The organism is Blautia sp. DFI.1.216, assembly GCF_020594215.1.
In the GTDB taxonomy this organism is placed as follows: domain Bacteria; phylum Bacillota; class Clostridia; order Lachnospirales; family Lachnospiraceae; genus Blautia_A; species Blautia_A wexlerae.
This window is the reverse complement of the sequence record NZ_JAJDML010000048.1, coordinates 1-21,044: the sequence shown is the minus strand read 5'-3', so window position 1 is coordinate 21,044 and position 21,044 is coordinate 1. Positions and strand designations below refer to the sequence as shown.

The 21,044-nt window shown below is 39.2% G+C and carries 18 protein-coding genes and 1 pseudogene; 1 reads left to right on the top strand and 18 read right to left on the bottom strand.

The annotated features are described in order from the left end of the window. Window positions 1–4: 4 nt before the first annotated feature. From LJE11_RS15245 to LJE11_RS15230, 4 genes are all read right to left on the bottom strand, one after another. The gene (locus LJE11_RS15245; RefSeq protein ID WP_055054268.1) at window positions 5–952 is read right to left on the bottom strand and encodes a hypothetical protein; all 948 of its coding nucleotides are present in this window, start codon (window positions 950–952) and stop codon (window positions 5–7) included. A 116-nt stretch (window positions 953–1,068) separates the two neighbouring features. Further along, window positions 1,069–1,857 (bottom strand): transglutaminase domain-containing protein, encoded by a 789-nt coding sequence (locus tag LJE11_RS15240; protein ID WP_161234108.1) that lies wholly within the window; start codon window positions 1,855–1,857, stop codon window positions 1,069–1,071. 97 nt (window positions 1,858–1,954) lie between these two features. Continuing rightward, window positions 1,955–2,623, bottom strand: coding sequence for a hypothetical protein (locus LJE11_RS15235; protein ID WP_055054258.1), 669 nt, complete (start codon window positions 2,621–2,623; stop codon window positions 1,955–1,957). A gap of 17 nt (window positions 2,624–2,640) precedes the next feature. Then, the gene (locus tag LJE11_RS15230) at window positions 2,641–3,606 is read right to left on the bottom strand and encodes a hypothetical protein (RefSeq protein WP_227296165.1); all 966 of its coding nucleotides are present in this window, start codon (window positions 3,604–3,606) and stop codon (window positions 2,641–2,643) included. Window positions 3,607–3,859: 253 nt separating this feature from the next. On the opposite strand from LJE11_RS15230, the pseudogene LJE11_RS20515 reads away from it, so the two are divergent. Next, window positions 3,860–3,979: pseudogene (locus LJE11_RS20515) on the top strand (SAM-dependent methyltransferase); the annotation flags it as partial. 63 nt (window positions 3,980–4,042) lie between these two features. Here the strand turns inward: LJE11_RS20515 and LJE11_RS15220 are convergent. The 14 genes from LJE11_RS15220 to LJE11_RS15155 form a co-directional block, all read right to left on the bottom strand. Beyond that, window positions 4,043–4,696 (bottom strand): HAD family hydrolase, encoded by a 654-nt coding sequence (locus LJE11_RS15220; protein ID WP_227296163.1) that lies wholly within the window; start codon window positions 4,694–4,696, stop codon window positions 4,043–4,045. Further along, window positions 4,696–5,046, bottom strand: a complete 351-nt coding sequence (locus tag LJE11_RS15215; RefSeq protein WP_055060706.1) for an Hpt domain-containing protein — start codon at window positions 5,044–5,046, stop codon at window positions 4,696–4,698. Before LJE11_RS15215 ends, LJE11_RS15220 begins: the two co-directional genes overlap by 1 nt. 342 nt (window positions 5,047–5,388) lie before the next feature. Beyond that, window positions 5,389–6,897, bottom strand: a complete 1,509-nt coding sequence (locus tag LJE11_RS15210) for a S1C family serine protease (RefSeq protein WP_227296161.1) — start codon at window positions 6,895–6,897, stop codon at window positions 5,389–5,391. Between the two features lie 188 nt (window positions 6,898–7,085). Further along, window positions 7,086–9,575, bottom strand: a complete 2,490-nt coding sequence (locus tag LJE11_RS15205) for a DUF5722 domain-containing protein (protein ID WP_161276553.1) — start codon at window positions 9,573–9,575, stop codon at window positions 7,086–7,088. 396 nt (window positions 9,576–9,971) lie between these two features. Beyond that, window positions 9,972–10,541 (bottom strand): signal peptidase I, encoded by a 570-nt coding sequence (lepB, locus tag LJE11_RS15200; protein WP_008708256.1) that lies wholly within the window; start codon window positions 10,539–10,541, stop codon window positions 9,972–9,974. 581 nt (window positions 10,542–11,122) lie between these two features. Next, window positions 11,123–12,682 carry an aminotransferase class I/II-fold pyridoxal phosphate-dependent enzyme gene (locus tag LJE11_RS15195; protein WP_119241919.1) on the bottom strand — a complete coding sequence of 520 codons (1,560 nt, stop codon included), beginning with the start codon at window positions 12,680–12,682 and terminating at the stop codon, window positions 11,123–11,125. 873 nt (window positions 12,683–13,555) lie between these two features. Continuing rightward, complete coding sequence (locus tag LJE11_RS15190) at window positions 13,556–14,803, bottom strand: 3-isopropylmalate dehydratase large subunit (RefSeq protein WP_161276552.1); 1,248 nt, start codon at window positions 14,801–14,803, stop codon at window positions 13,556–13,558. Window positions 14,804–14,821: 18 nt separating this feature from the next. Next, window positions 14,822–15,313, bottom strand: a complete 492-nt coding sequence (locus LJE11_RS15185; protein WP_022380260.1) for a LeuD/DmdB family oxidoreductase small subunit — start codon at window positions 15,311–15,313, stop codon at window positions 14,822–14,824. 268 nt (window positions 15,314–15,581) lie between these two features. Next, window positions 15,582–16,832, bottom strand: coding sequence for a 3-isopropylmalate dehydratase large subunit (locus LJE11_RS15180; RefSeq protein WP_161276551.1), 1,251 nt, complete (start codon window positions 16,830–16,832; stop codon window positions 15,582–15,584). Between the two features lies 1 nt (window position 16,833). After that, window positions 16,834–17,316, bottom strand: coding sequence for a LeuD/DmdB family oxidoreductase small subunit (locus LJE11_RS15175; RefSeq protein ID WP_008708263.1), 483 nt, complete (start codon window positions 17,314–17,316; stop codon window positions 16,834–16,836). A gap of 159 nt (window positions 17,317–17,475) precedes the next feature. Further along, window positions 17,476–18,666 (bottom strand): phosphopentomutase, encoded by a 1,191-nt coding sequence (locus LJE11_RS15170; protein WP_008708264.1) that lies wholly within the window; start codon window positions 18,664–18,666, stop codon window positions 17,476–17,478. A 121-nt stretch (window positions 18,667–18,787) separates the two neighbouring features. Further along, complete coding sequence (gene cdd, locus LJE11_RS15165; RefSeq protein WP_008708265.1) at window positions 18,788–19,231, bottom strand: cytidine deaminase; 444 nt, start codon at window positions 19,229–19,231, stop codon at window positions 18,788–18,790. A gap of 18 nt (window positions 19,232–19,249) precedes the next feature. Next, entirely contained in the window at window positions 19,250–20,035 is a 786-nt protein-coding gene (udp, locus tag LJE11_RS15160; protein WP_161276550.1) for a uridine phosphorylase, read from the bottom strand. A 424-nt stretch (window positions 20,036–20,459) separates the two neighbouring features. Then, entirely contained in the window at window positions 20,460–20,852 is a 393-nt protein-coding gene (locus LJE11_RS15155; RefSeq protein ID WP_055060774.1) for a hypothetical protein, read from the bottom strand. Window positions 20,853–21,044 lie beyond the last annotated feature (192 nt).

Genomic DNA, 21,044 nt, shown 5'->3' with positions numbered 1-21,044 from the left:
CTGATTAATTTAATAACCCATCATCCAGACATCCGTCTCCACCGTCATCAGAACCACCGTCATCAGAACCATCATAATCACCGGAATCATCATTACCATAATCATAATCATTACTGTAATCATAGTCATTGCTGTAATCATAATCATTGCTGTAATCATAGTCATTGCTGTAATCACTACTGTTATCATAACTCTGAGTTGTTTCAGAAGTTGCCTGTGTAGCTGCCTCAGTTGGCTTCGGAGCTAATGCTTTCTCTGTTTCCAGAGTATTGTATTCTTTCTTCTGGCTGATACTGTCAAATACCAGATATGCTACTTCACCTTCCAGATGAAGTTCTGCTTCCTCTGTATCGCCAAATGGGAAAGTGTGGATCTCAGCAGTTGTTCCATCCTCGAAAGTTAACTGAATATTATATTTCGGGATTTCCTTCTCAGCATCATCCTTATCTTCGCCTTCTGCTTTTTCATCTGTTTTGACATCTTCTGTTTTTGTTTCTTCAGTATCTGTGGTCTCTTTTGCATCATCTGAAGAATCCTTGTTTTCCTCATCTGCTTTATCTTTAGCATTGGGATCAAACCAGAGAACTCTTTCCTCATCTGCTTCGAACTTATCTTCTTCTTTCAGGAAATTATCCGGATATTCTTCGTCTTTTTCATTCTTAACAGTAACACCTGTGATAACTTTACCTGTAAGATTTTTCAATTTTACAGAAAAAACACCCTCTGTGTCCTCTTCCGGTTTCTCACCAATTGTCTTTAAATCTTCTTTCTCTTCATCAGCTTTATCTGCATCTTCTGCTACATCTTTATCTTCAGATTCTGTGGCATCCTTATCCGCATCTTCTGAAGTTTCTGTTTTTGCTGTAGTATCTGCTGCCATCGCTGCCTGACTGAATACAAGACTGCTTCCAAGTGCAGCCATCATAAATGCTGTTACAACTTTTTTCTTCATTGTCTTTAAATCCTTTCTGTTCATCCTTTATAGTTCTTTTTTTGCCTTACTGTTAAACAGATAAAATCATTCACTTCGTTACTTGCTCGTAACCAAAGTCAAAAACATTTCAATGCTTAGTTAACTCTCTTATAATTTACATATTTCAGAGTACGTTTCGCACCATATGTAAGTTTATAACCATTCAGTTTGTATTCCTTCTGGAAATTCGGATCATACACATAAGTTTTCTTTTTACCCTTCACCTTCTGATCGATTTCAACCCACGCATGTGCTCCCCTCTTACCACCGGATTTCTGGAAATATCCTTTTACATAATGAGCATCATATCCTGCGACTTTAGCCATCCAGTAGAAAGTAGCTGCCATTACATAACAATCGCCACTGCCTGTTTTAAATCCATATAAACCATATTCTGTAGGTGTTTTTTTAGAAACCTTTACATTGCCTGCATACTGCAGAGAAACAGACCAGTTGAATGCCTTCTTCAGATTTCCTTTACACTTCTGAAGTCGGACTGCAGCCATAGTTTCTACTGCTGACAGCTTTGTTGCCTGTCCATTCTTTTTAATCTTATAATAAGTCTTTGCATTAACCTTATAATACGGTTTATTAGTCACAAGTTTTCCGGTTTTATCAAAACAATACGTATATTTACCGATCTTCTCTACCTTGTTTGTAATTTTCTCACCATTTACATAATAATATTTAACTCCATCAACAGTTTCCCATCCTTCCTTCTTCTCCGGAAGTGGTGCCGGAGTTACATCTGGTGTCTCAACTGTATTATCTGTTGTTCCATCCACATAATTAACGATCGTTGACTTTTCTGCCATAGCCGGCATTGCAGGTGTAAATACCATTACTGAGCTAAGTAATAATGCTGTGATTTTTTTCCTGTTCATAACTCTGTTCCTTTCTTTTTTGTTAACTTACTATCTGCAAATTGCTTCAGCTGCTTTATAATTTTTCACAGCTGAAGCAACCGATTAGCCTGGATAATTATTGTCTTGCCGTAATACTCGCAACAACTTCTGCGCTGCTTCCTTTTCCTGTAGGACGCACAACATTTAACTGTACATAATCGTATGTATATGTGACATCCTTGCCATTTCCATCAAGCATACAGGTATTGCCTTTACTTATTGTACACTTTTTATATTTTCCCAGAATCTTCTTAATCTTTGACGCATTGTTCTGTTTTGCCAGAGTAGATGTTGCCGCATATTTTCTATATAAAGACGTCTTCTTTTTATCTACAGCTCCTGTTTTTGGATTAAAGTAATACAGCTTCGGAATCTCATACATGCTGACACTTCCTACACGTATTCCCTTTACTGTGTGACCACTTACATCAAACCCATAGTACTTACCATTAATCTTCTTCATCAGAATACCATACTTACCAACCATATCCTGATCCGCCTGATAAGCAGCTCCGTTTTTTCCGAAATAATAACGGAAACCCTTTGCTGTTACTCCCCACTGCTGAGTAACCTTCTGGTTATTCTCATCATATCCATATCTCTTTCCTGTCTTTTTGTCCAGTTTTACCTTAACAGTCTGCGGTCCTGCTGCCTGTACTGTCACTGTTTCTGCTACAACAGCCAACGGTGTCAGCATAAGAAGCATACAAAGCACAACTGCAAGGAATCTCTTTGTTTTCTTCATTCTCCATACTCCTTTTCTTAAAATTTAATTTTATGTTCTATTGTATATGCAGGACGTGTAGCTGCGCCAAACAACGTTCCGTACATATTATCATAATAGAGCCCGTTAATCATAACAAAGCTGTGTCCATCCGGAATTGTAATAACATAGGGTTCATATCCCAGTTCCTTCGCGATTGCAGCCACACTGCTGGCAATTCCATAACAGTTTCCTGTAAGACCGTTCTGGAACATCTGAAGGGAATATTTATAAACCCAATCTTTTGTCTTAAACTCCTGAGGTGTAGGATCCATGTATCCTACAAAGTTTGTATAGGCCATAATATAATAAAAGCAGGAACGGAATTTTTCATAATTACTTGCATTGGCATTACTGTGACGTGCAATAAAGTTCCTTGCCGCAAGCTTGCATCTCGCCTGTGTCAGATTTGAAGCATATCCGTTCTTATTAAATTTAATTCCACCTACTGTCTCATTTGTTGCGCATTTACCGTTCTTATATACATAGTACATTTTTCCATTTAGTTCATTCCATCCGGCAACAGCTCTTCCTTTTGCATCAACGAAATATTTGACGCCATTAACCTTTACAACTGCCTTCTTCCCCGGGGCCACTCTCCGGGCATATTTATCAAACACATAGTAAACACCTTTTACTTTATAATATCCATCATGAGCAGCAACTCCATTGGATTTAAACCAGTAATATTTACCATTAATCTTTTTCCATTTATTTCTGACTGGTTTGTTATTTACGTAATAGCGATATACTTTCCCTTCTTTCATCAGTCCGTTTTTAGGCACTGGTGTTGGTTTCGGTGTTGATGTCGGTAATGGCAGTTCCGGTGTTACCTCCGGTGAAGGTGTTCCACCCTCCTGTGGCAGGTCAGCCGCATAAGCACTTCCTGCTCCAAATGTAAGTGCTGCCGTCAGCATCATCGCTGTGAGTGTAACCTTCAGTACTGTAAACTTTTTCCTCTTCATTTTCTATTCCTCCTGAAAAATTTTGCTCGAAGTTTCCTCCCTTCCTTTTGAAATATACTCTCAGAGTACATTTGAATTTTATACTACAATTATAGTATATTGAAGAGTTCATTTCAATTAATACGACGACTTTTTATACAAAAACTTCCAGTTTTTTATAATCAACCTTTCACAAGATTCCACCACTTTTTTCTCTGTCTTTGTACAATTCTTCCATTGGCGCTAACTCCCTTTCAAGATATATCATAGTCCTGTGTGGGATCTTTACCTGTCCGTATGTGCAGCTACTTTCCATAACGGAATCATTGATCTTCACCAGATTCTTATGATCAAAGAAATTAATAATAATCTGCCAATGACACATTGGTACTAATTTACCGATAACTTACTAAAAAGAAGAGGTTTCGTTACCCCAAAGTTTAACGAAACCTCTTCTTTATATTGTCAAACATATATTCTCAATCGCCGTATCCATCCTGTCACAGTAACAGTCGCAGACTTCTTTCATTTTGGAAATATTCTTCCTGTTTTCTTCATCATAGACACCAACAACCACAAATCCTGCTTTTTTTGCAGTTTCCGCTGCATGAAGCGCATCCTCAAATACAAGTGTCTCATTCGGTTCTGCCTGCATAGATTCTGCTGCCTTCAGATAGATCAACGGTTCATCTTTTCCTGCACCTGTTTCTGTACAGGTGTAAATCTGCTCAAAATAATCCAGAATCCCGTTTCTCGCAAGTGCTGCTTCTGTCAGCTCTCGGTTTCCAGATGTTGCAACTGTCATCTGTATATTTCTCTCTTTAAACCATTCCAGAGTTTTCTTCACTCCTGGTTTCAACGGTGCTTCAAATCGGTAAAAATCACTTACAATTTTCAGAACCTCTTCTATAATCTGTGAAATGGACTTATCCAACTGGTATTTTTCTTTCATCCAGGCGGCTCCCTGCTCCAGACTCATAGTGTGCAGAGCAGCCCGGAGATTTTTCTCTGCTGTGATATTCTGACTCGCAAGATAACGTTCTCCAATATCCTCCCACACAGACATAGAATCCAGCAGCGTTCCATCTACATCAAAAATCGCTGCCTTCATCAGTCTTCCATCATATGAATCGCATCTACTGTATTATTGTACTGCTCTTCCACTCTTGCCAGAAGTTCTTCACAGCCTTCAGTATCTCTTCCTCTGAGCTTCTCTGTAATATCAAAGCTTGCCTTATACAGATTATCAAATCCAAGGTTCTGGCATACACCTTTTAAGGTATGAGCTGCACGAAAAGCTTCTTCCCCATTTTTCTGTACCAGATTATCCTTCAGACTCCGGAAACTTCCATCATCCAGAAATTTCTTTGCAAATTTCTTAATAAGAACCTCACTTCTCAGTCTTCCAAGTACACCTTCATAATCTGCCCCCATCTGTTCATAACATTCTTTTACTGTCATATTTTTCTCCTCTTTATCCCCATCTGCACTGTTAAACCTGCGTTTTCGCAATGATATTATTATATCACGCCATATAGCTGTTCTCAAGTGCTCTTTCACAAAAGCACCTTAGAATCTTTTCAAAAATATAATCAACCCGCCGCAGTGTGATCCTTGCCCGGAGGGCTTTATTATGCTATAAGAATATTATGGAATGGTTTCCCATAGCATAATAAAGCACTTTCACATGTAATTCTCTCACATATGAAAGTGCTGATATCAGGCAGATGAAATCATCCGCATCACTACACACTATCACAGATTTTATATCCGGATATCATATAATTTTATTTTCTGCCGGTATTATCTGAAAAATCCCTGATTCTCAAAGTACTGGATAAATGGATTCTCACTTTCCTCTGTATCATCGGAGTCCATACTATCCTCACTGTCTGTATCTTCGTCTACATCTTCATCAGCATCTTTTGAGGATTTCTTAGAATCCTTTTTAGATTTCTTACTGTCTTTATCGTTATCATCACTGTCATCAGCATCTGTATTCTCATCCAGAGTTACTTTAACAGTCTCTTCTTTATAACTTGTTCCATGAGGAACCTGCACAGTCAGCTCTACCTCTTCATCTGGTTCATAATAGGAAAGATATTCGATCAGCTGATCACTACTTGAAACAGCTTTTCCATTAAATTCAGTAATAACGCTGTTTGCTTTCAGACCTGCTTTATCAGCAGCTCCACCTTCTGTTACTTTTTTTACAAAAACTCCTGCCGGAATGCCATACATCTGAACTGCCTCAGAACTTACAGAAGAACCTTCGATTCCAAGTACACCATGTTCAGAATCATCCAGTTTATCTCTTGATGTCTCATTCATCAGATTCTGAAGAATGTCAGTCACGTCTGAGATTGCAATTGCATAACCCATACCTTCTACTTCAGTAGAAGCAAGTTTTGCAGAGTTGATACCAACAACCTCGCCTTCCATATTCAGAAGAGCACCGCCACTGTTACCAGGGTTGATAGCCGCATCTGTCTGGATCAGGTTTACACCGTCACTGCTGTCATCACTTCCATCTGTTACTGTGTTATTGTCAGAATCCATTCTGCGGTTCTTGGCACTTACGATACCGGTTGTAACAGACTGTCCATATCCAAGAGCATTACCGATTGCAACTACCTGCTCGCCTACCTTCAGATCATCAGAACTGCCAATATTCGCAATTGAAATGGCGTCCATTGTATCATCTTCAACATCATCCAGAGATACAGATACAACTGCAAGATCTCTCTCTTCATCAAATCCCTTTACGGATGCCTCCACTGCATTTCCATCTGTAAATGCAACTGACAATGTATCCGCACCTTCTACTACATGATAATTTGTAGCAATCAGAAGTTCATCATCATTCTTACCAACAATAATACCGGAACCACTGCCCTCTACTTCCTGTTCCTGCTGCTGTGGCGCATATCCATACATTCCATACATTCCGAAGTAATTCTGTACCTCCTGAACTGACTTGGTTGTAATAGATACAATAGATGGAAGTGCTTCTGATACGATTTCAGACACATCAAGGCTTCCTTTTGCTGTGCTACCTGTATCTTTGCCGGTATCTGATTTGGAATCACTGGCATCTGCATCCTTCTTCTCGGATTTTGCATATGTCAGGGTTGTCTCGTCCTTATTTGAAGCAGCTTCTACCGTTGTGGCTCCACTCCATCCTGCAAGTTTATTTACTCCCTCAAAGCTTCCTGCTGCCAGTCCTCCTGCAAGTACTGCACATAAGCTGAATGTAAGACCTTTCTTTGCAATCTTTCTGATTTTATCATTTCTGTTATCTTTGTTCATCATAATAAAGTCCCCCCATGAATCTATGTCATTTATCTATGTCATTTATTTATCTCTGTTTCCTTTTGATGCTTCTAAGTATAGGAATGATTTGTGTTCTTTGTGTGGGAAAAATGTGTTTAATTTGTGACAATTTTATACATTTCCAATATGACAGCAATTTTTAAAAACAGTCCTGTCTATCAGTTACATCACTTTCGATACATGGAGGAAATTTTTCCGGTACTATATCCCGGAACCAGTGATTTCCAGTTTCCAACCTGACTTTTTAGTACCTTTTCTGTATATTTCAGAGAATTGGAACTATCCATATTTTTAAAGACATTATACGCTGTTTTCTTTTTCCCATTGGCATCCTTCAATCCCATTGCCAATCCCTGAGCCACCTCATGGGCTTCATCTTTATAGCTTCTTATAATAAATGCATCAATCATTGGATTGCAGGCAGCCTTATAATAGGCCAGTGCAATTGCTGCCGCCTGATTTGCCTGTCCTCCATAAGTGGAAGAAAATCCCTGTTCCGAAAGAATGATCCTTGTATTGGAACCAAATCTGTTTTTCACATAATCTGTAAGTGTCTGGATATTACGCATAGTGATAAACGTGGTGGTGTTCGCATCACTGGTAAACATGGATGCATTTGCACCTGACCAGAACTGTGAATCTGAAAGCGGCTGATTATATGCATGATATGCCAGATTCCAGTTCACATCTTTCTGCATATCAGAAATCTTCGCCGCAAAGCTTTCCAGAGTTGATCTTGCACTATAGCAGATAGTGAAGGCATTTTTCTGATTCCAGCAATTATCCAGACAGATAAATACTTTGGAACTTCCCCGGCTGCTTTTCACTGCATTGTAAAGGCAGCGAAAAGCTTCACTGTACATGGAGATAAATTTTGAAAAACTGACATTCCCTACATAATAATATCCGCTTGCACTGTTTACTTCATTTCCCAGGATCCAGTTACTTATATAACAGTTATTTTTTCCAAACTTCTCTCCCAGATATGCAAACATTGCTTCCATAGTCTGTCTAGTTGTGCTGTTATCTGTGTTCCATCCATAATAAGCTGTTTCTGCATAAGGACTGTTTCCCGTAATAAAGCTCTGCGTACTGGCATTCCTGTCAATACTGATCTGTGCAGTCACCTGGATTCCCTTTGCATTACATTGCTGAACAAGATATACATATCCGTACAGACCATTAAAATGATATGTTTTCCCATTATATTTATATGTTTCCACACCACTGTCTTTTCGCATCAGGTCTGAAATATATAAATTAAAAAATACTGTTTTGGATTTTGTATCTGTCAGCTCGTTGATATCTGTAGCCTGAATTCCTTTTTTTGTCCCCGGAACAAAATATGCTGCTGTATTTGTACTGAGTTTCTCCGGATTGCTGACATAGCTTTTCGGACTGATCACACTATACGCAGATTTAGATTTTTTTATCCCTATGGCAAATTTTCCCTGTGCATATTCCGGATGTCCGGAAATGTTCAGCTTAAATGTGATCTTCCCTTTTGCCTTCTCCGGCTTCTTTACTTTACCCACCGTTTTTTTCACTTTACCGGAATTAGAATCTACATACACCAGATAGTAATAACCATCCGAACTTTTCACATAATTGGAAACAGTTGCGGATACAGTGATGGTATTCGCCTTTGTTCCTTTTACATAATCCAGTGATGCAGCTTTCGCTGAAGGACTGATTTCCTTTGTCCATTTTGCATATAAAGTAAGGGAACCTTCTGAACCCTTTTCAATCACGCTTATCTGATTTTTATACTTACTGTCTGTATACCATCCCACAAAATGATATCCGGAACGCGTCGGCTTTTTAAATTTAATCTCATCTTCTGAAGTATAAGTTTTAGGATTAGCAGTATTATTTTTTCCTTTATTAAGTTTATATGTGATTTTATATTCGGATGCTTTCTCCCAGATTGCATACAGGGTTATTGCTGTTGTATCTCCTGCTGCAATAGCCTTATCTGTAGATATATCCGGACTTGTTCCATCATTTTCTGTATCTGATATCTGCATTTCTGCCTTACCAGTCTTTTCTTCCCATGATGCGCTGTCCGTCTGTGCCACATCATTTTCTTCCTGCATCACATCTTTTTCTGGTTTTATTTCTTCTCCGGCTTCTGTCCTCTCACTGGTTTCCTGAGCCTGCTTTGCCATATCTGCTGTTTCAAGAAGTTTCTTAATAGAATCTCCCGGTTTATAAGTTTCACCGGTTCCATCTTCTTTCGTATTCCACTCTTTAAAAATGTAACCTGTCTTTCCCTTCAGTGCTTCCGGTACTTTAGCAGTATCCGCATCTGCATAGGGTATCACATATGTTTTTTCCAGTTTACCATCACTGTAAAGCAGAATGTTATAACCTTCCGCACTCTGTCCGGCATTTACTGAATCTTCTGTCTCCGACTGTTCCGGTTCCTGATCTTTTAACTCTCCTGTTCCAAACTCATCTCCACTGTTATTCTCATCAGATATTTTATTTCCTGACTCACTTCCTGTCTCATATCCGGCACCATCTTCAAAAACATCTGCTGCTGATTCAACACTTCCTGCCGAAAACTCTGAAGCCCACAATGTCTGCGGTATACAAGACGGAACTATCATAGATACCGCCAGTCCCATTGCTATAAACTTTTTCCATTTTTTCATATTCGTCTTCCTTTCTCTTTTTACATTTTACGGAATTGTTGTAACTATCCAGCATTCCATTTTCTTCATTTTCCTCCTGTCTTACAGTATAACATTTGAAAAATCCACAGACAACAAAAGACTGTCAAAATCAGGACACTAATATGTGATTTTCCTGATTTTAACAGTCTTTTATAAAATTTCCAAACTGCCTGTAACTACCCGGCAGTTTAACCAAATCAAGTAAGTCCCCTGCGGAGGTTGCGAAAAGCAATAAGTAGTGGATGGGGACTTGCTTGTATCAGGAGGAGTGCAAGCTCCTTCTGATAAACTGCGAAGCAGTTATTCGGTGTAGAGCTGCGTAGCGAAGCGGATGATTTTATCCGCTTGACTTTTGAAAATATGGAACCGTCACGATTATTTTACAGTTCCTATCTTATTTAACGGCCAGTAACGAACTGCTACTTCTGCCTCTATTGCATCTTCCTCTACAAACGGATTTTGCCAGTATCTGGAATCCATACTGTGGTTTCTGTTATCTCCTAACATGAAATAACATCCCTCCGGAACTGTATACGGTCCAAAGCTTCCTTCCGGTGTTTCCGGACAAAAGCTGTCATCCAGCGGTTCTTCGGAATCATTGATATACACTTTTCCATCTACAATGTTTACTGTTTCTCCCGGAAGACCAATTACTCGTTTTACAAAAAGCTGAGATGGATCATCCGGATATTTAAATATTACAATATCAAATCTCTCCGGATCATCTTTTATATATGCCAGACGATTTCCAAATACTCTGTCACCTGTCATAATTGTTTCTTCCATAGAACCTGACGGCACTCGTGCATTAATATATACAAAGTGTCCCAACAGAAACGCTATAACAAAGACTGCAATGATAATCTTTGCATAGTCCCACAACTCCCTCCACACAGACCTGCTTTTGTCTGACTGTTCTGTCTGGTTTTTTTCCTCATTTTCCATTTTTCGTCATACCTCCAGAAATTTATATCACAGCATCATTTGATGATATCAGGGGCAAAATACTTTTAAACCTAACCTCATTTACTGTTATCAGAATAATAACTATTTCGCAAATAACGCATTAAACATAGTTTATCACATCTGATAGTTATTCACCACTTAATTTTTTATAAAATTTTGTCACTATTTGATTCTTGGATAATCTTGTCGGCACATTATGTTTCACGTGAAACAAACATATTGTATTCCTGTAGTAATTCCACAATTTAACCGAATCAAGTAAGTCCCCTGCGGAGGTTGCGAAAAGCAATAAGCAGTGGGTGGGGACTTGCTTGTATCAGGAGGAGTGCAAGCTCCTTCTGATAAACTGCGAAGCAGTTATTCGATGTAGAGCTGCGTAACGAAGCGGATGATTTTATCCGCTTGACCCGAGTCAAGCAAATCTACTGCAGCACAATTATTCGGTGTAGAGCTGCGTAGCAAAATGGATGATTTTATCCGTTTGACCAAAAGTTTTTATAATATCAGGAAATGGGTACTATGTTTCACGTGAAACATAGTACCCATTTCTCACTGACAGATTATATTTCCTGCTGGTAATATTCCAGAAAATCTCTGATTTTGCCGGCTGCTTCTTTTAATACTTCTATTCTTGGTAAATAAACCACTCTGAAGTGATCCGGCTGATGCCAGTTAAATCCACCGCCATGTACAAGCAGAATCTTCTTCTCTTTTAATAAATCTAATGCAAATTTCTCATCATTTACGATATTAAATTTCTTTGTATCAATCTTAGGGAACATATAAAATGCAGCTTTCGGTTTCACAGCAGTAATTCCCGGAATATCTGTCAGCGCATTATAAATAAATTCTCTCTGCTCATAAATACGTCCACCAGGAACAATATAACTCTCCACACTCTGATGTCCGCCCAATGCAGTCTGAACAATTGACTGCGCCGGTACATTAGAACAAAGTCTCATATTAGAAAGCATCTTGATTCCTTCTATATAATCTTTTGCAACTGCCTTATTGCCACTGAGAATCATCCATCCGATTCTAAAGCCCGCGATCATATGTGATTTGGATAAACCGCTGAATGTTACACAGAATAAATCCGGAGCCATTGAAGCAATGGAAATATGTTCTGCTCCGTCCATTACAAGACGGTCATAGATTTCATCAGAGAAAATAATCAGATGATGTTCTCTGGCAATATCTACTATCTGTTGTAATACCTCTCTCGGATACAACGCACCAGTCGGATTATTCGGATTTATAATAACGATTGCTTTTGTTCTGCTGGTAATTTTCTTTCTGATATCATCCATATCTGGATACCATTCTGCCTGCTCATCACAAATATAATGTACTGCTTTTCCACCAGCTAAAGTTGCACATGCAGTCCACAACGGATAATCCGGAGATGGAATCAAAATCTCATCTCCATTATCCAACAGAGCTGACATACAGAGATTAATCAGTTCACTGACACCGTTTCCTGTATAAATATCCTCAATTGATACATTAGGGAGCTTTTTCAACTGTGCATACTGCATGATTGCTTTTCTGGCAGAAAACAAACCTTTTGCAGGAGAATATCCCTCACACTCTGTCAGCTGCTGTCTCATATCATAAATCACTTCGTCCGGTGTTCTGAATCCAAATGGTGCCGGATTTCCGATATTCAGTTTCAAAACCTGAGTTCCTGCGTTTTCCATACGTGCAGCTTCTTCTACAACCGGTCCTCTTACATCATATAATACGTTATTTAATTTAGATGATTTTTTAAATTCACGAACCTGTACTTCCTCAACTGTCTCCCTGGTATTTTCTTTCATATTATTATAATTGTAATCAAATTTCATATTTTCCATTTGAATTCCTGCCTCATTTGTCTCTTTCTTTAAAGTGTCTACAGATACATCGGTTCCTTTCAGCCATTCAGTTTCTACTCCTAATGTTGTCGCCAGAAAATTAAGAATTTCTGATCTGGGAGTTGTTTTTCCACTCAGATACTGGCTCACATGACTCTTTCCAAGTTTCACGCCCTTCTCTGCCGCCTTTTTTACAAGGTCGATCTGCTTCATATTCTTCTGTTCCATTGCTTTTTTTAATCGTTCAGCAAATATATTATTCATAAATACTATCTCCGTTCTCTGTAAAAACAAATTACATTGTTATAATCAATGGTTATTGTTATATTTCTTAATTCTTTCGCATATATGTTATAGAAAGAACAGATATATTATATTGTTTATACGGGAATCAAAATACATTCAGACATACAAACATTAATTAAGTTCAAATGTATTTCTTTCAGCATCATACGCGAATATATGTTCTGTTCATTTTTAAATCCCGCATTTTATCAGCTTTTTCAAGTTTTTTCTTTGCTATTATACTATAATTGAACTAATAATTCAACGGTAAATTTTATTATTTTCAATTTCATCAGCAATGTTCAACTTTTAGTTTATTTTGCAGTTCATTATTAATTGAACCATATTGAACATGTTAATTGCTTTTATTACGCTGGTTCAATTAGTTTAATTTATATTTTGAACTATGCATTGAACCAGAATTTAACTTTTCTTATTTCAGTTCAATATATGTTCAATTTAAGTTTTGATGTTTTTGAAATTCCTTTTATTTATGCGGATTTCTCGTCATTTCGCAGATTCTGTTTGTTCAATTTTAAGTTCAAAAAGCACATGTTTTCGTCGGAGATCAGACTCACACTGGACAATTCTGTCTGAGAAACTTTTTCTATGCAATCAAATTTACAGGCTTTTCCACGCCTTTTCTTTCCTTATTATCCCATTATCCCGTCAGATAATTTATTATGTGATATGAAACATATCATAGTGTCGTTCTCTGACAAAAAATAAGTCCACTGCTTACTCCTTTTATAAATAATGCAGTGGACTTATCCGTTAATTTTATTCTTTTGTTATTCTGTAGTTTCGTTGCTCATCTGTACAATTTATATCGCATTGATTTTATTGTACGTTTTATTTCTCTGGATTTACAATTTTACCAGCAATTGCACACGTTGCTGCTGTTTTTGGTGATGCAAGGTAAATCTCTACCTTAGATGTTCCCATTCGACCAAGGAAATTTCTGTTATTTGTAGCTACTACACGTTCACCGTCGGTAAGGATACCTCCTGCACGTCCACAGCACAATCCACATCCGGGATGTGTGATCATTGCACCTGCTTCTGCCAGAGTATCCATAATTCCCTCTGCAATTGCCTGACAGTATATTTTACGGCTTGCAGGAGTTACAATCAATTTAACGTAATCTGCTACCTTTTTGCCCTTTAACACCTCCGCTGCAGCTCTGAGATCCTCCAGACGGCCATTTGTACAGGAACCGATAAATACCTGATCTATTTCTGTTCCTTCAAGTTCACTTACATTTTTAATCTTATCTACCTGAGACGGACATGCCATAACCGGTACAAAATCCTCTGCGCGATAAGTGATTGTTTTCATATAGGTTGCATCTTCATCTCCTGTAAGGCTCTTCTGGAACTCATTCAACTCTATGTCACAATATTCTGCAGTTTTTTCATCCGGTGTAAACAGCGCACATTTTGCCCCTGCCTCAATCGCCATATTTGCCATAGTCATACGGCTTGCTACTGTCATATTCTTTACTGTACTGCCGGTAAATTCAAGTGCTCTGTATGTAGCTCCATCAGCTCCCAGATCACCAATCAGACGCAGGATGATATCTTTGGACATAACATTTTCCGGAAGTTCTCCCTCGATCACAACCTTAATTGTCTCAGGAACTTTGATCCACATAGTTCCTGTTCCCAGAATACTTGCCATCTCTGTATATCCGATACCGGAAGAGAAAGCGCCTACACATCCGTAGGTAGTGGTATGGCTGTCTGTACCAAATACAATATTTCCCGGTTTTACATAACCTGCCTCTGTCATTAACTGGTGGCAGATTCCATCACTTCTGTGAACATTTTTCATGCCATATTTCCTGGCAAAAGCATCTCCCGCATGGAAATGTCTGGTATCATCTAACTGACTTGCAGGAACCAGATGGTCATATATGAGTACTGCTTTATCTGGATCCCAGAGCTTCGTAAAGCCCATTTCTTCAAACTTTTCTGCTACAAATGGAATAAATATATCATGAATCATAACCCTGTCTACATTGACCGTTACAATGTCTCCAGGCTTTACTGTTTTTCCAACATTGTTTCTTATAATTTTCTCAATAACTGTCTCGCCCATTTTCCTCTCCTTTCCAAATCAATCCAGCCCATTCAGTTTGCGCATGGCTTTTACAAGTCCGCCAGCCTGAATAATGCTCATCAGATTTTCCGGAAGAGAAGCAATCGGGTACTGTTTTCCATTGTAATCTACATGTTCATTCATTACCACAGTGACTTCATCACCTTCTTTGATATCATCATGAAGATCTGGCTGCTCGATCAGTAACAGACCATTATTAATAGAATTTCTGAAGAAAATTCTCGCAAAAGATTTGGCAATTACACACTGAATTCCCAGTGCTTTGATAATTTCCGGTGCCTGTTCTCTGGAAGAACCACATCCAAAGTTCTTTCCTGCAACAATAATATCGCCTTTCTGAATCTGTCCTGCCAGTTCCGGACGCAGAGGACTGAATCCGTACTGTTTCATATCGTCGATTGTTTTCAGTGCGAGATATTCTGTTGGAATAATAATATCTGTATCAATGTCATCATCCAGAACCCACACTTTTCCTGTGAATTTTTCCATAATCTTACCTCTTATCTTCTATCTTCACTTGTAACTGTTCAGTACTTTCACAGTCACAAGTTAAAATTCATTCAAACGAATTGTGAATATCCGCTTTGCTACGCGACTCTATACCATACCGAATAACTACTCCGCAGTTTATCAGGATGAGCTTGCTCTCCTCCTGATACAAACAAATCTCCCCCTGCTGTCTATTGCTTTTCGCGACCTTCGCAGGAAATTTACTTGATTCGGTTAAATGTTTCACGTGAAACATTTATAATTAGCATCACACCTCACTTGCCAGCGCAATCTTTCCTGTAATGGCAGATGCTGTAACAGTAGCTGCTGATCCCAGATATACTTTGGAGCTTGGGTGTCCTGCACGACCTTTGAAATTACGTGTTCCTGTACTGATCAGAACTTCGTTCTCACCGATCACACCCTGACAGCTTCCCCAACATACACTGCAGTTCGGATTCATAACAATGGCTCCAGCCTCCATAAACGTGTCAATAAGCCCCTCTTTTAATGCCTGGCGGTAAATAGTCTGGCTTGCAGGCACAACGAGAAATCTGACGCCCTCAGCAACCTTCTTGCCCTTGATGATTTCTGCACCGACACGCAGATCTTCAATACGTCCGTTGTTACAGGATCCCAGAAATGCTTCATTGATTTCAATTCCGCGGGCTTCTTCTGCAGGCACAACATTGTCTACAAAATCAGGTTTCGCAACTACAGGACGGACTTTTGATAAATCAAATGTATATTCTCTCGCATAAACAGCATCCGGATCACTGTGATATACAGCCTTTGGCTCACGTCCATGTTCTTTCAGATATTCAATAGCTTTCTCATCTGCTTCAAAGATACCTGTCTTTGCACCGGCTTCTACTGCCATGTTGCAAAGCGCCATACGATCACTGATACTGAGTGTTTTCGCACCCTCGCCTGTAAATTCCATTGCCTGATAGTTACATCCATTTGCTCCGATTTCCCCAATGATTGTAAGAATCAGATCTCTTGCGTAAACTCCTTCCGGAAGTTTACCTGTCAGATTAAATTTTACGCTCTCAGGAACCAGTACCCATGAAGTACCTGTTACCATACCATAAAGGAAATCTGTACATCCTACGCCTGTTCCAAATGCACCTAATGCACCGTATGAACAGGTATGGCTGTCTGCACCAAAGATCAGTTCACCCGGACGGACATAATTCTCGATCATAACCTGATGGCAGACACCTTTTCCTTCCCAGAAATCAATGTTATGTTCTTTTGCAAAATCTCGCATCTTCTTCTGAGATGCTGCTGTTTTCGGGCTGTCAGATGGTACATTATGATCCACGATAAACACCAGCTTGCTTGTATCTGCAATGTGCGGATTTTTCAATTTATTGTTATACATATCAACCGTAAGATGTGTGGTTCCATCATTACTCATGAGACGATCGAGTTTAACTGTATGGATATCTCCCGGTTTTACGCTGTCAACACCTGCTGCCGCAGCAATAATCTTTTCTGCAATTGTCATTCCCATTTTACTTCTCCTCCTTGTTCAGAGATGCGATCAGACCACCCTGATTCAAAATATTCTGCATATATTCCGGAAGCTTTGTACAGGAATATGTTTTTCCGTTAGCTTCAACTGTTCCCTCTGACATATGAAGAACCATCTTATCTCCGGTATTTACTTCGTCCGGAAGATCTTTGCAGACAATTACCGGCAAACCAATATTAATAGAGTTTCTGTAAAAGATTCGAGCAAAAGATTTTGCTACAACTGCCTGTACTCCCAACGCTTTCAGAACACCAGGCGCTTGCTCTCTGGAAGAACCACATCCAAAGTTTTCTCCACCTACCACGAAATCTCCCGGTTTTACTTTCTTTGAAAAATCCGGATCCAGAGATTCAAATGCATGACCTTTCATCTCATCCAGATTAGGAAGTAACAGATACTGTGATGCTATGATCTGGTCTGTATCCAGGTCATTATGAAATTTAAAAATTGTTCCTGTTTCCATAAAAACTGTTTCCTTTCTGTATCATTTTATCTTTTTACAATTTATCACTTGTCTCTCTTTAACGATTTAGTCAGATAAATTCTTTTCCTATTTTAGCACAAAAGACAGGAGATTGAAAACGCCTGTTTTCAATATTCCTGTCTTTTTTTACAATCGTTATTACATTAACTCTTTTAAAACAGAATGTCCAATTGTTCCCTCAGGCATTGGCACTCCAAAATTCTCCGCCACAGAAGCACCGATCACAGCAAAAGTATCTTCGTCTTTTATCGCACCGCCATTTTTCATTCTCTTTGAGTAAGCAATGAATGGTACATATTCTCTTGTATGGTCAGTTCCTGTATAAGTCGGATCATTTCCATGATCTGCAGTGAGAATAAGCAGATCATTCTCTCTCATTTCTTCTAACAACACACCCAGATTTTTGTCAAATTTCTCAATCTCTTTTCCGTAACCTTCCACATTTCTTCTGTGTCCCCATAATGCATCAAAATCTACAAGATTAACAAAACATAACCCTCTGAAATCTCTCTTGCAGATTTCAATTGTCTGCTCCATTCCATGTACAGAGCTGTCTGAATGATGAGTTTCTGTAATGCCTTCTCCGCAAAAAATATCATGAATCTTTCCAACACCGATCACATCAAATCCATGATCTTTCAACACGTTTAACGTGGTAAGTCCGGTGGGTTTCAATGCATAATCATGACGGTTACTGGTACGTTTAAATTCACCTTTTTTCTTACCAATGTACGGTCTTGCAATAACTCTGCCAACTCTCCATTCATCCTTCATGGTAATTTCTCTTGCAATTTCACAGCAGCGGTACAGATTCTGAAGATCAAAAGTTTCTTCATTTCCGCAGATCTGAAGGACAGAATCTGCTGAAGTATAAACAATCATTGCACCCGTCTGAATCTCCTCTTCGCCCAGTTCCTCAATAATCTCCGTTCCGCTTGCGCTCTTGTTTCCTATCACTCTTTTTCCGCATCTTTTCTCCAGTTCTGCGATCAGTTCCGGCGGGAATCCTGTTTCTGTAAAGGTTTTAAATGGTTTTTCTGTTTTGATTCCCATCATCTCCCAGTGTCCGGTCATGGTATCTTTTCCATTGCTAGCTTCACCCAGATGCGTATATCGCCCCTTGGGATTCTCAACACCCGCCATTTTTCCTGCCGGATGAAGATTCAGCATTCCCAGTTTTCTAAGATTTGGAATCTCCAGAGAACCCATTTTCTCAAGAATATGTCCAAAAGTATCCACTCCGATATCACCAAATTTTGCTGAATCCGGCATTGCCCCGATTCCCAGAGAATCAAGTACAATTACAAAAATTCTGTCGTAATTTTTCATTTATGTTTACTCCTTCTCTTATATTTTATTAATCGCTGACCTTTTCCTGTTCCCTTTTATTCGTCATTCACTTTTTTTACTTTTCGCAATTAAAAATCACTTGCAATGATGGGCGTTTACCTTATATTTCTCGGGAATTTATCAGATTTCGTAGTCCAAATCCCAGCGGTAGCAAATCCTTCAGTGTGTAGATATCATAATGCTCTTTATCTATTGCCAGAATAATCCGAAATGTCTCCGGATCACAGAACTCCATCATTACCTGACGGCAGACACCACAGGGAGCTGTATACTCTGTCAGGATTCCATCTTTTCCACCCACAATACAAATTGTGTCAAACTCCCTGACGCCTTCGCTCACCGCTTTAAAAATCGCGGTTCGTTCCGCACAGTTCGTAGGTGTATATGCTGCATTTTCAATGTTACACCCTGTATAAATCTGTCCGTTTTTTGTAAGTAATGATGCACCAACCTTAAAATTTGAATAGGGTGTATAAGAAAATTTAAGCTGTTCCATTGCAGTCTCAATCAGTTTGCTGATCATTGACTTTTCCAGATTCTGCATTCTCTGTCGCCTCCGTCCTTACAGAACTTGTCCCTGATCTTCTTTAATCATTCTGCGTATTGCCTCTACAGCTACCCGGATTGCCATGTCTGTGTCATGTACAACTGGATTCTCAAGACCCAGCTTCTCTCTCTCCTGATTTGCCAATACCAACAGACAGGAACCCATCCTCGCCCTGAGTTTACCGGCTACGATGAAAAGTGCCGCGGATTCCATTTCAGAAGCAAGACATCCCATTCGTTTCCAGGCTTCCCATTTATTGATCAACTCATAACCTGCCGGCATTGCTTCCGGCTCATGCTGTCCATAGAAAGAATCTTTAGACTGTACCACACCTGTATGATATACAAATCCCTTCTCCTTCGCAGCTTCAACAAGAGCATTGGTCACATCCAGATTTGCCACTGCCGGATATTCAATTGGCGCATATTCTCTGCTTGTTCCTTCCATACGTACTGCTGCTGTCGCAATTACAATGTCTCCACTTTTTATTTCCGTCTGCATTCCACCACAGGTTCCGATTCTGACAAAAGTATCCGCTCCGCAGCGATACAGCTCTTCCATTGCAATGGACGCTGATGGGCCACCAATACCGGTTGACGTTACACTGACCTTCACTCCATCCAGTGTTCCTGTATAAGTGATATATTCCCTGTTATCTGCGATCAGCACAGAATTATCAAAATACTGTGCAATCTTTACACATCTTTTCGGATCTCCCGGAAGGATCACATAACGGCCCACTTCATCTTTTGCCACTTGAATATGATACTGTCTGTTTACATCTTCTGAGTAATTTTTCATAATCATCCCATCCTTTTCGTTTTCACGTGAAACATCGTTTGCCACTGTTTAACAATCCTCTTAATTAATGCATTTAAGACAGTTCAACAGGATTTCATGTTCTGATGAGCTGAATCAATATACATTATTTACAAGAATTACTATAGTATCTTCCTTTTATTATGATTATAAATCATATACCTGTATGAGAAAAGTTCTTTTTTAGACCTGAATCCAATTTCCGTCCATCTGCAAATATCTTCCTTGTTAATTTACGGTTATAAAAAAACTGAGGTCGTCGCTCCACGATAAGGAACTCTGACCTCAATGGATTTGTGGCTGTTTTATAAGTTAACTCTCGAGAGGTAATTAATTCTCATATTATTAACTACATATCTTGAATAAACCGCATAAATAAGCCATTCTTTTGAATCGAGAGTTAATTTTACAGAAAGTTAAGAAGAGTATTTCCATCCGCATCCTGCTCTATCTTTGGATACAGCGCAACTTCAACTGTATTGGCACCAAGCCCTGCAAGAGCTACCAGTGCACGATAAGCATATTCTGTATTGAAATCTCCGATCGGTTCACCAAAATAGTCCCACTGACCAAGCTTTTTTGAGAATTTCTGGTCCTCTTTGATAAGCTTTAGCTGAATTTCTGTCAGCATTGTCTTCCAGTTTTCTGCAACATCACCGGTAAGAACAGAAGTGTCAAATTCCATACCAGGACCTATATTCACAGCTGCTATTTTTTCAAGCATTTCCTTATCCGCAGCTGCCGGAGAATTCTTTACCATCAACTCATTAGCCTTATTAAAAAATGTGATCGGATCCACATTAGGAGTCACCACAGTCCTGAATTGTGCTTCCGCCCCAAAGCTTTATGGGTGAACCTCACATGACTGAAGTCACATGCTTCCAGACGCTTTAGGCGTCCGACTGAATATCGGCGGATACGCCTGTAACTTAGGTACGCAGTTATGCGCATTTCCCATGCCAGATATGGCAGGTTCCCACATTACAGGTAG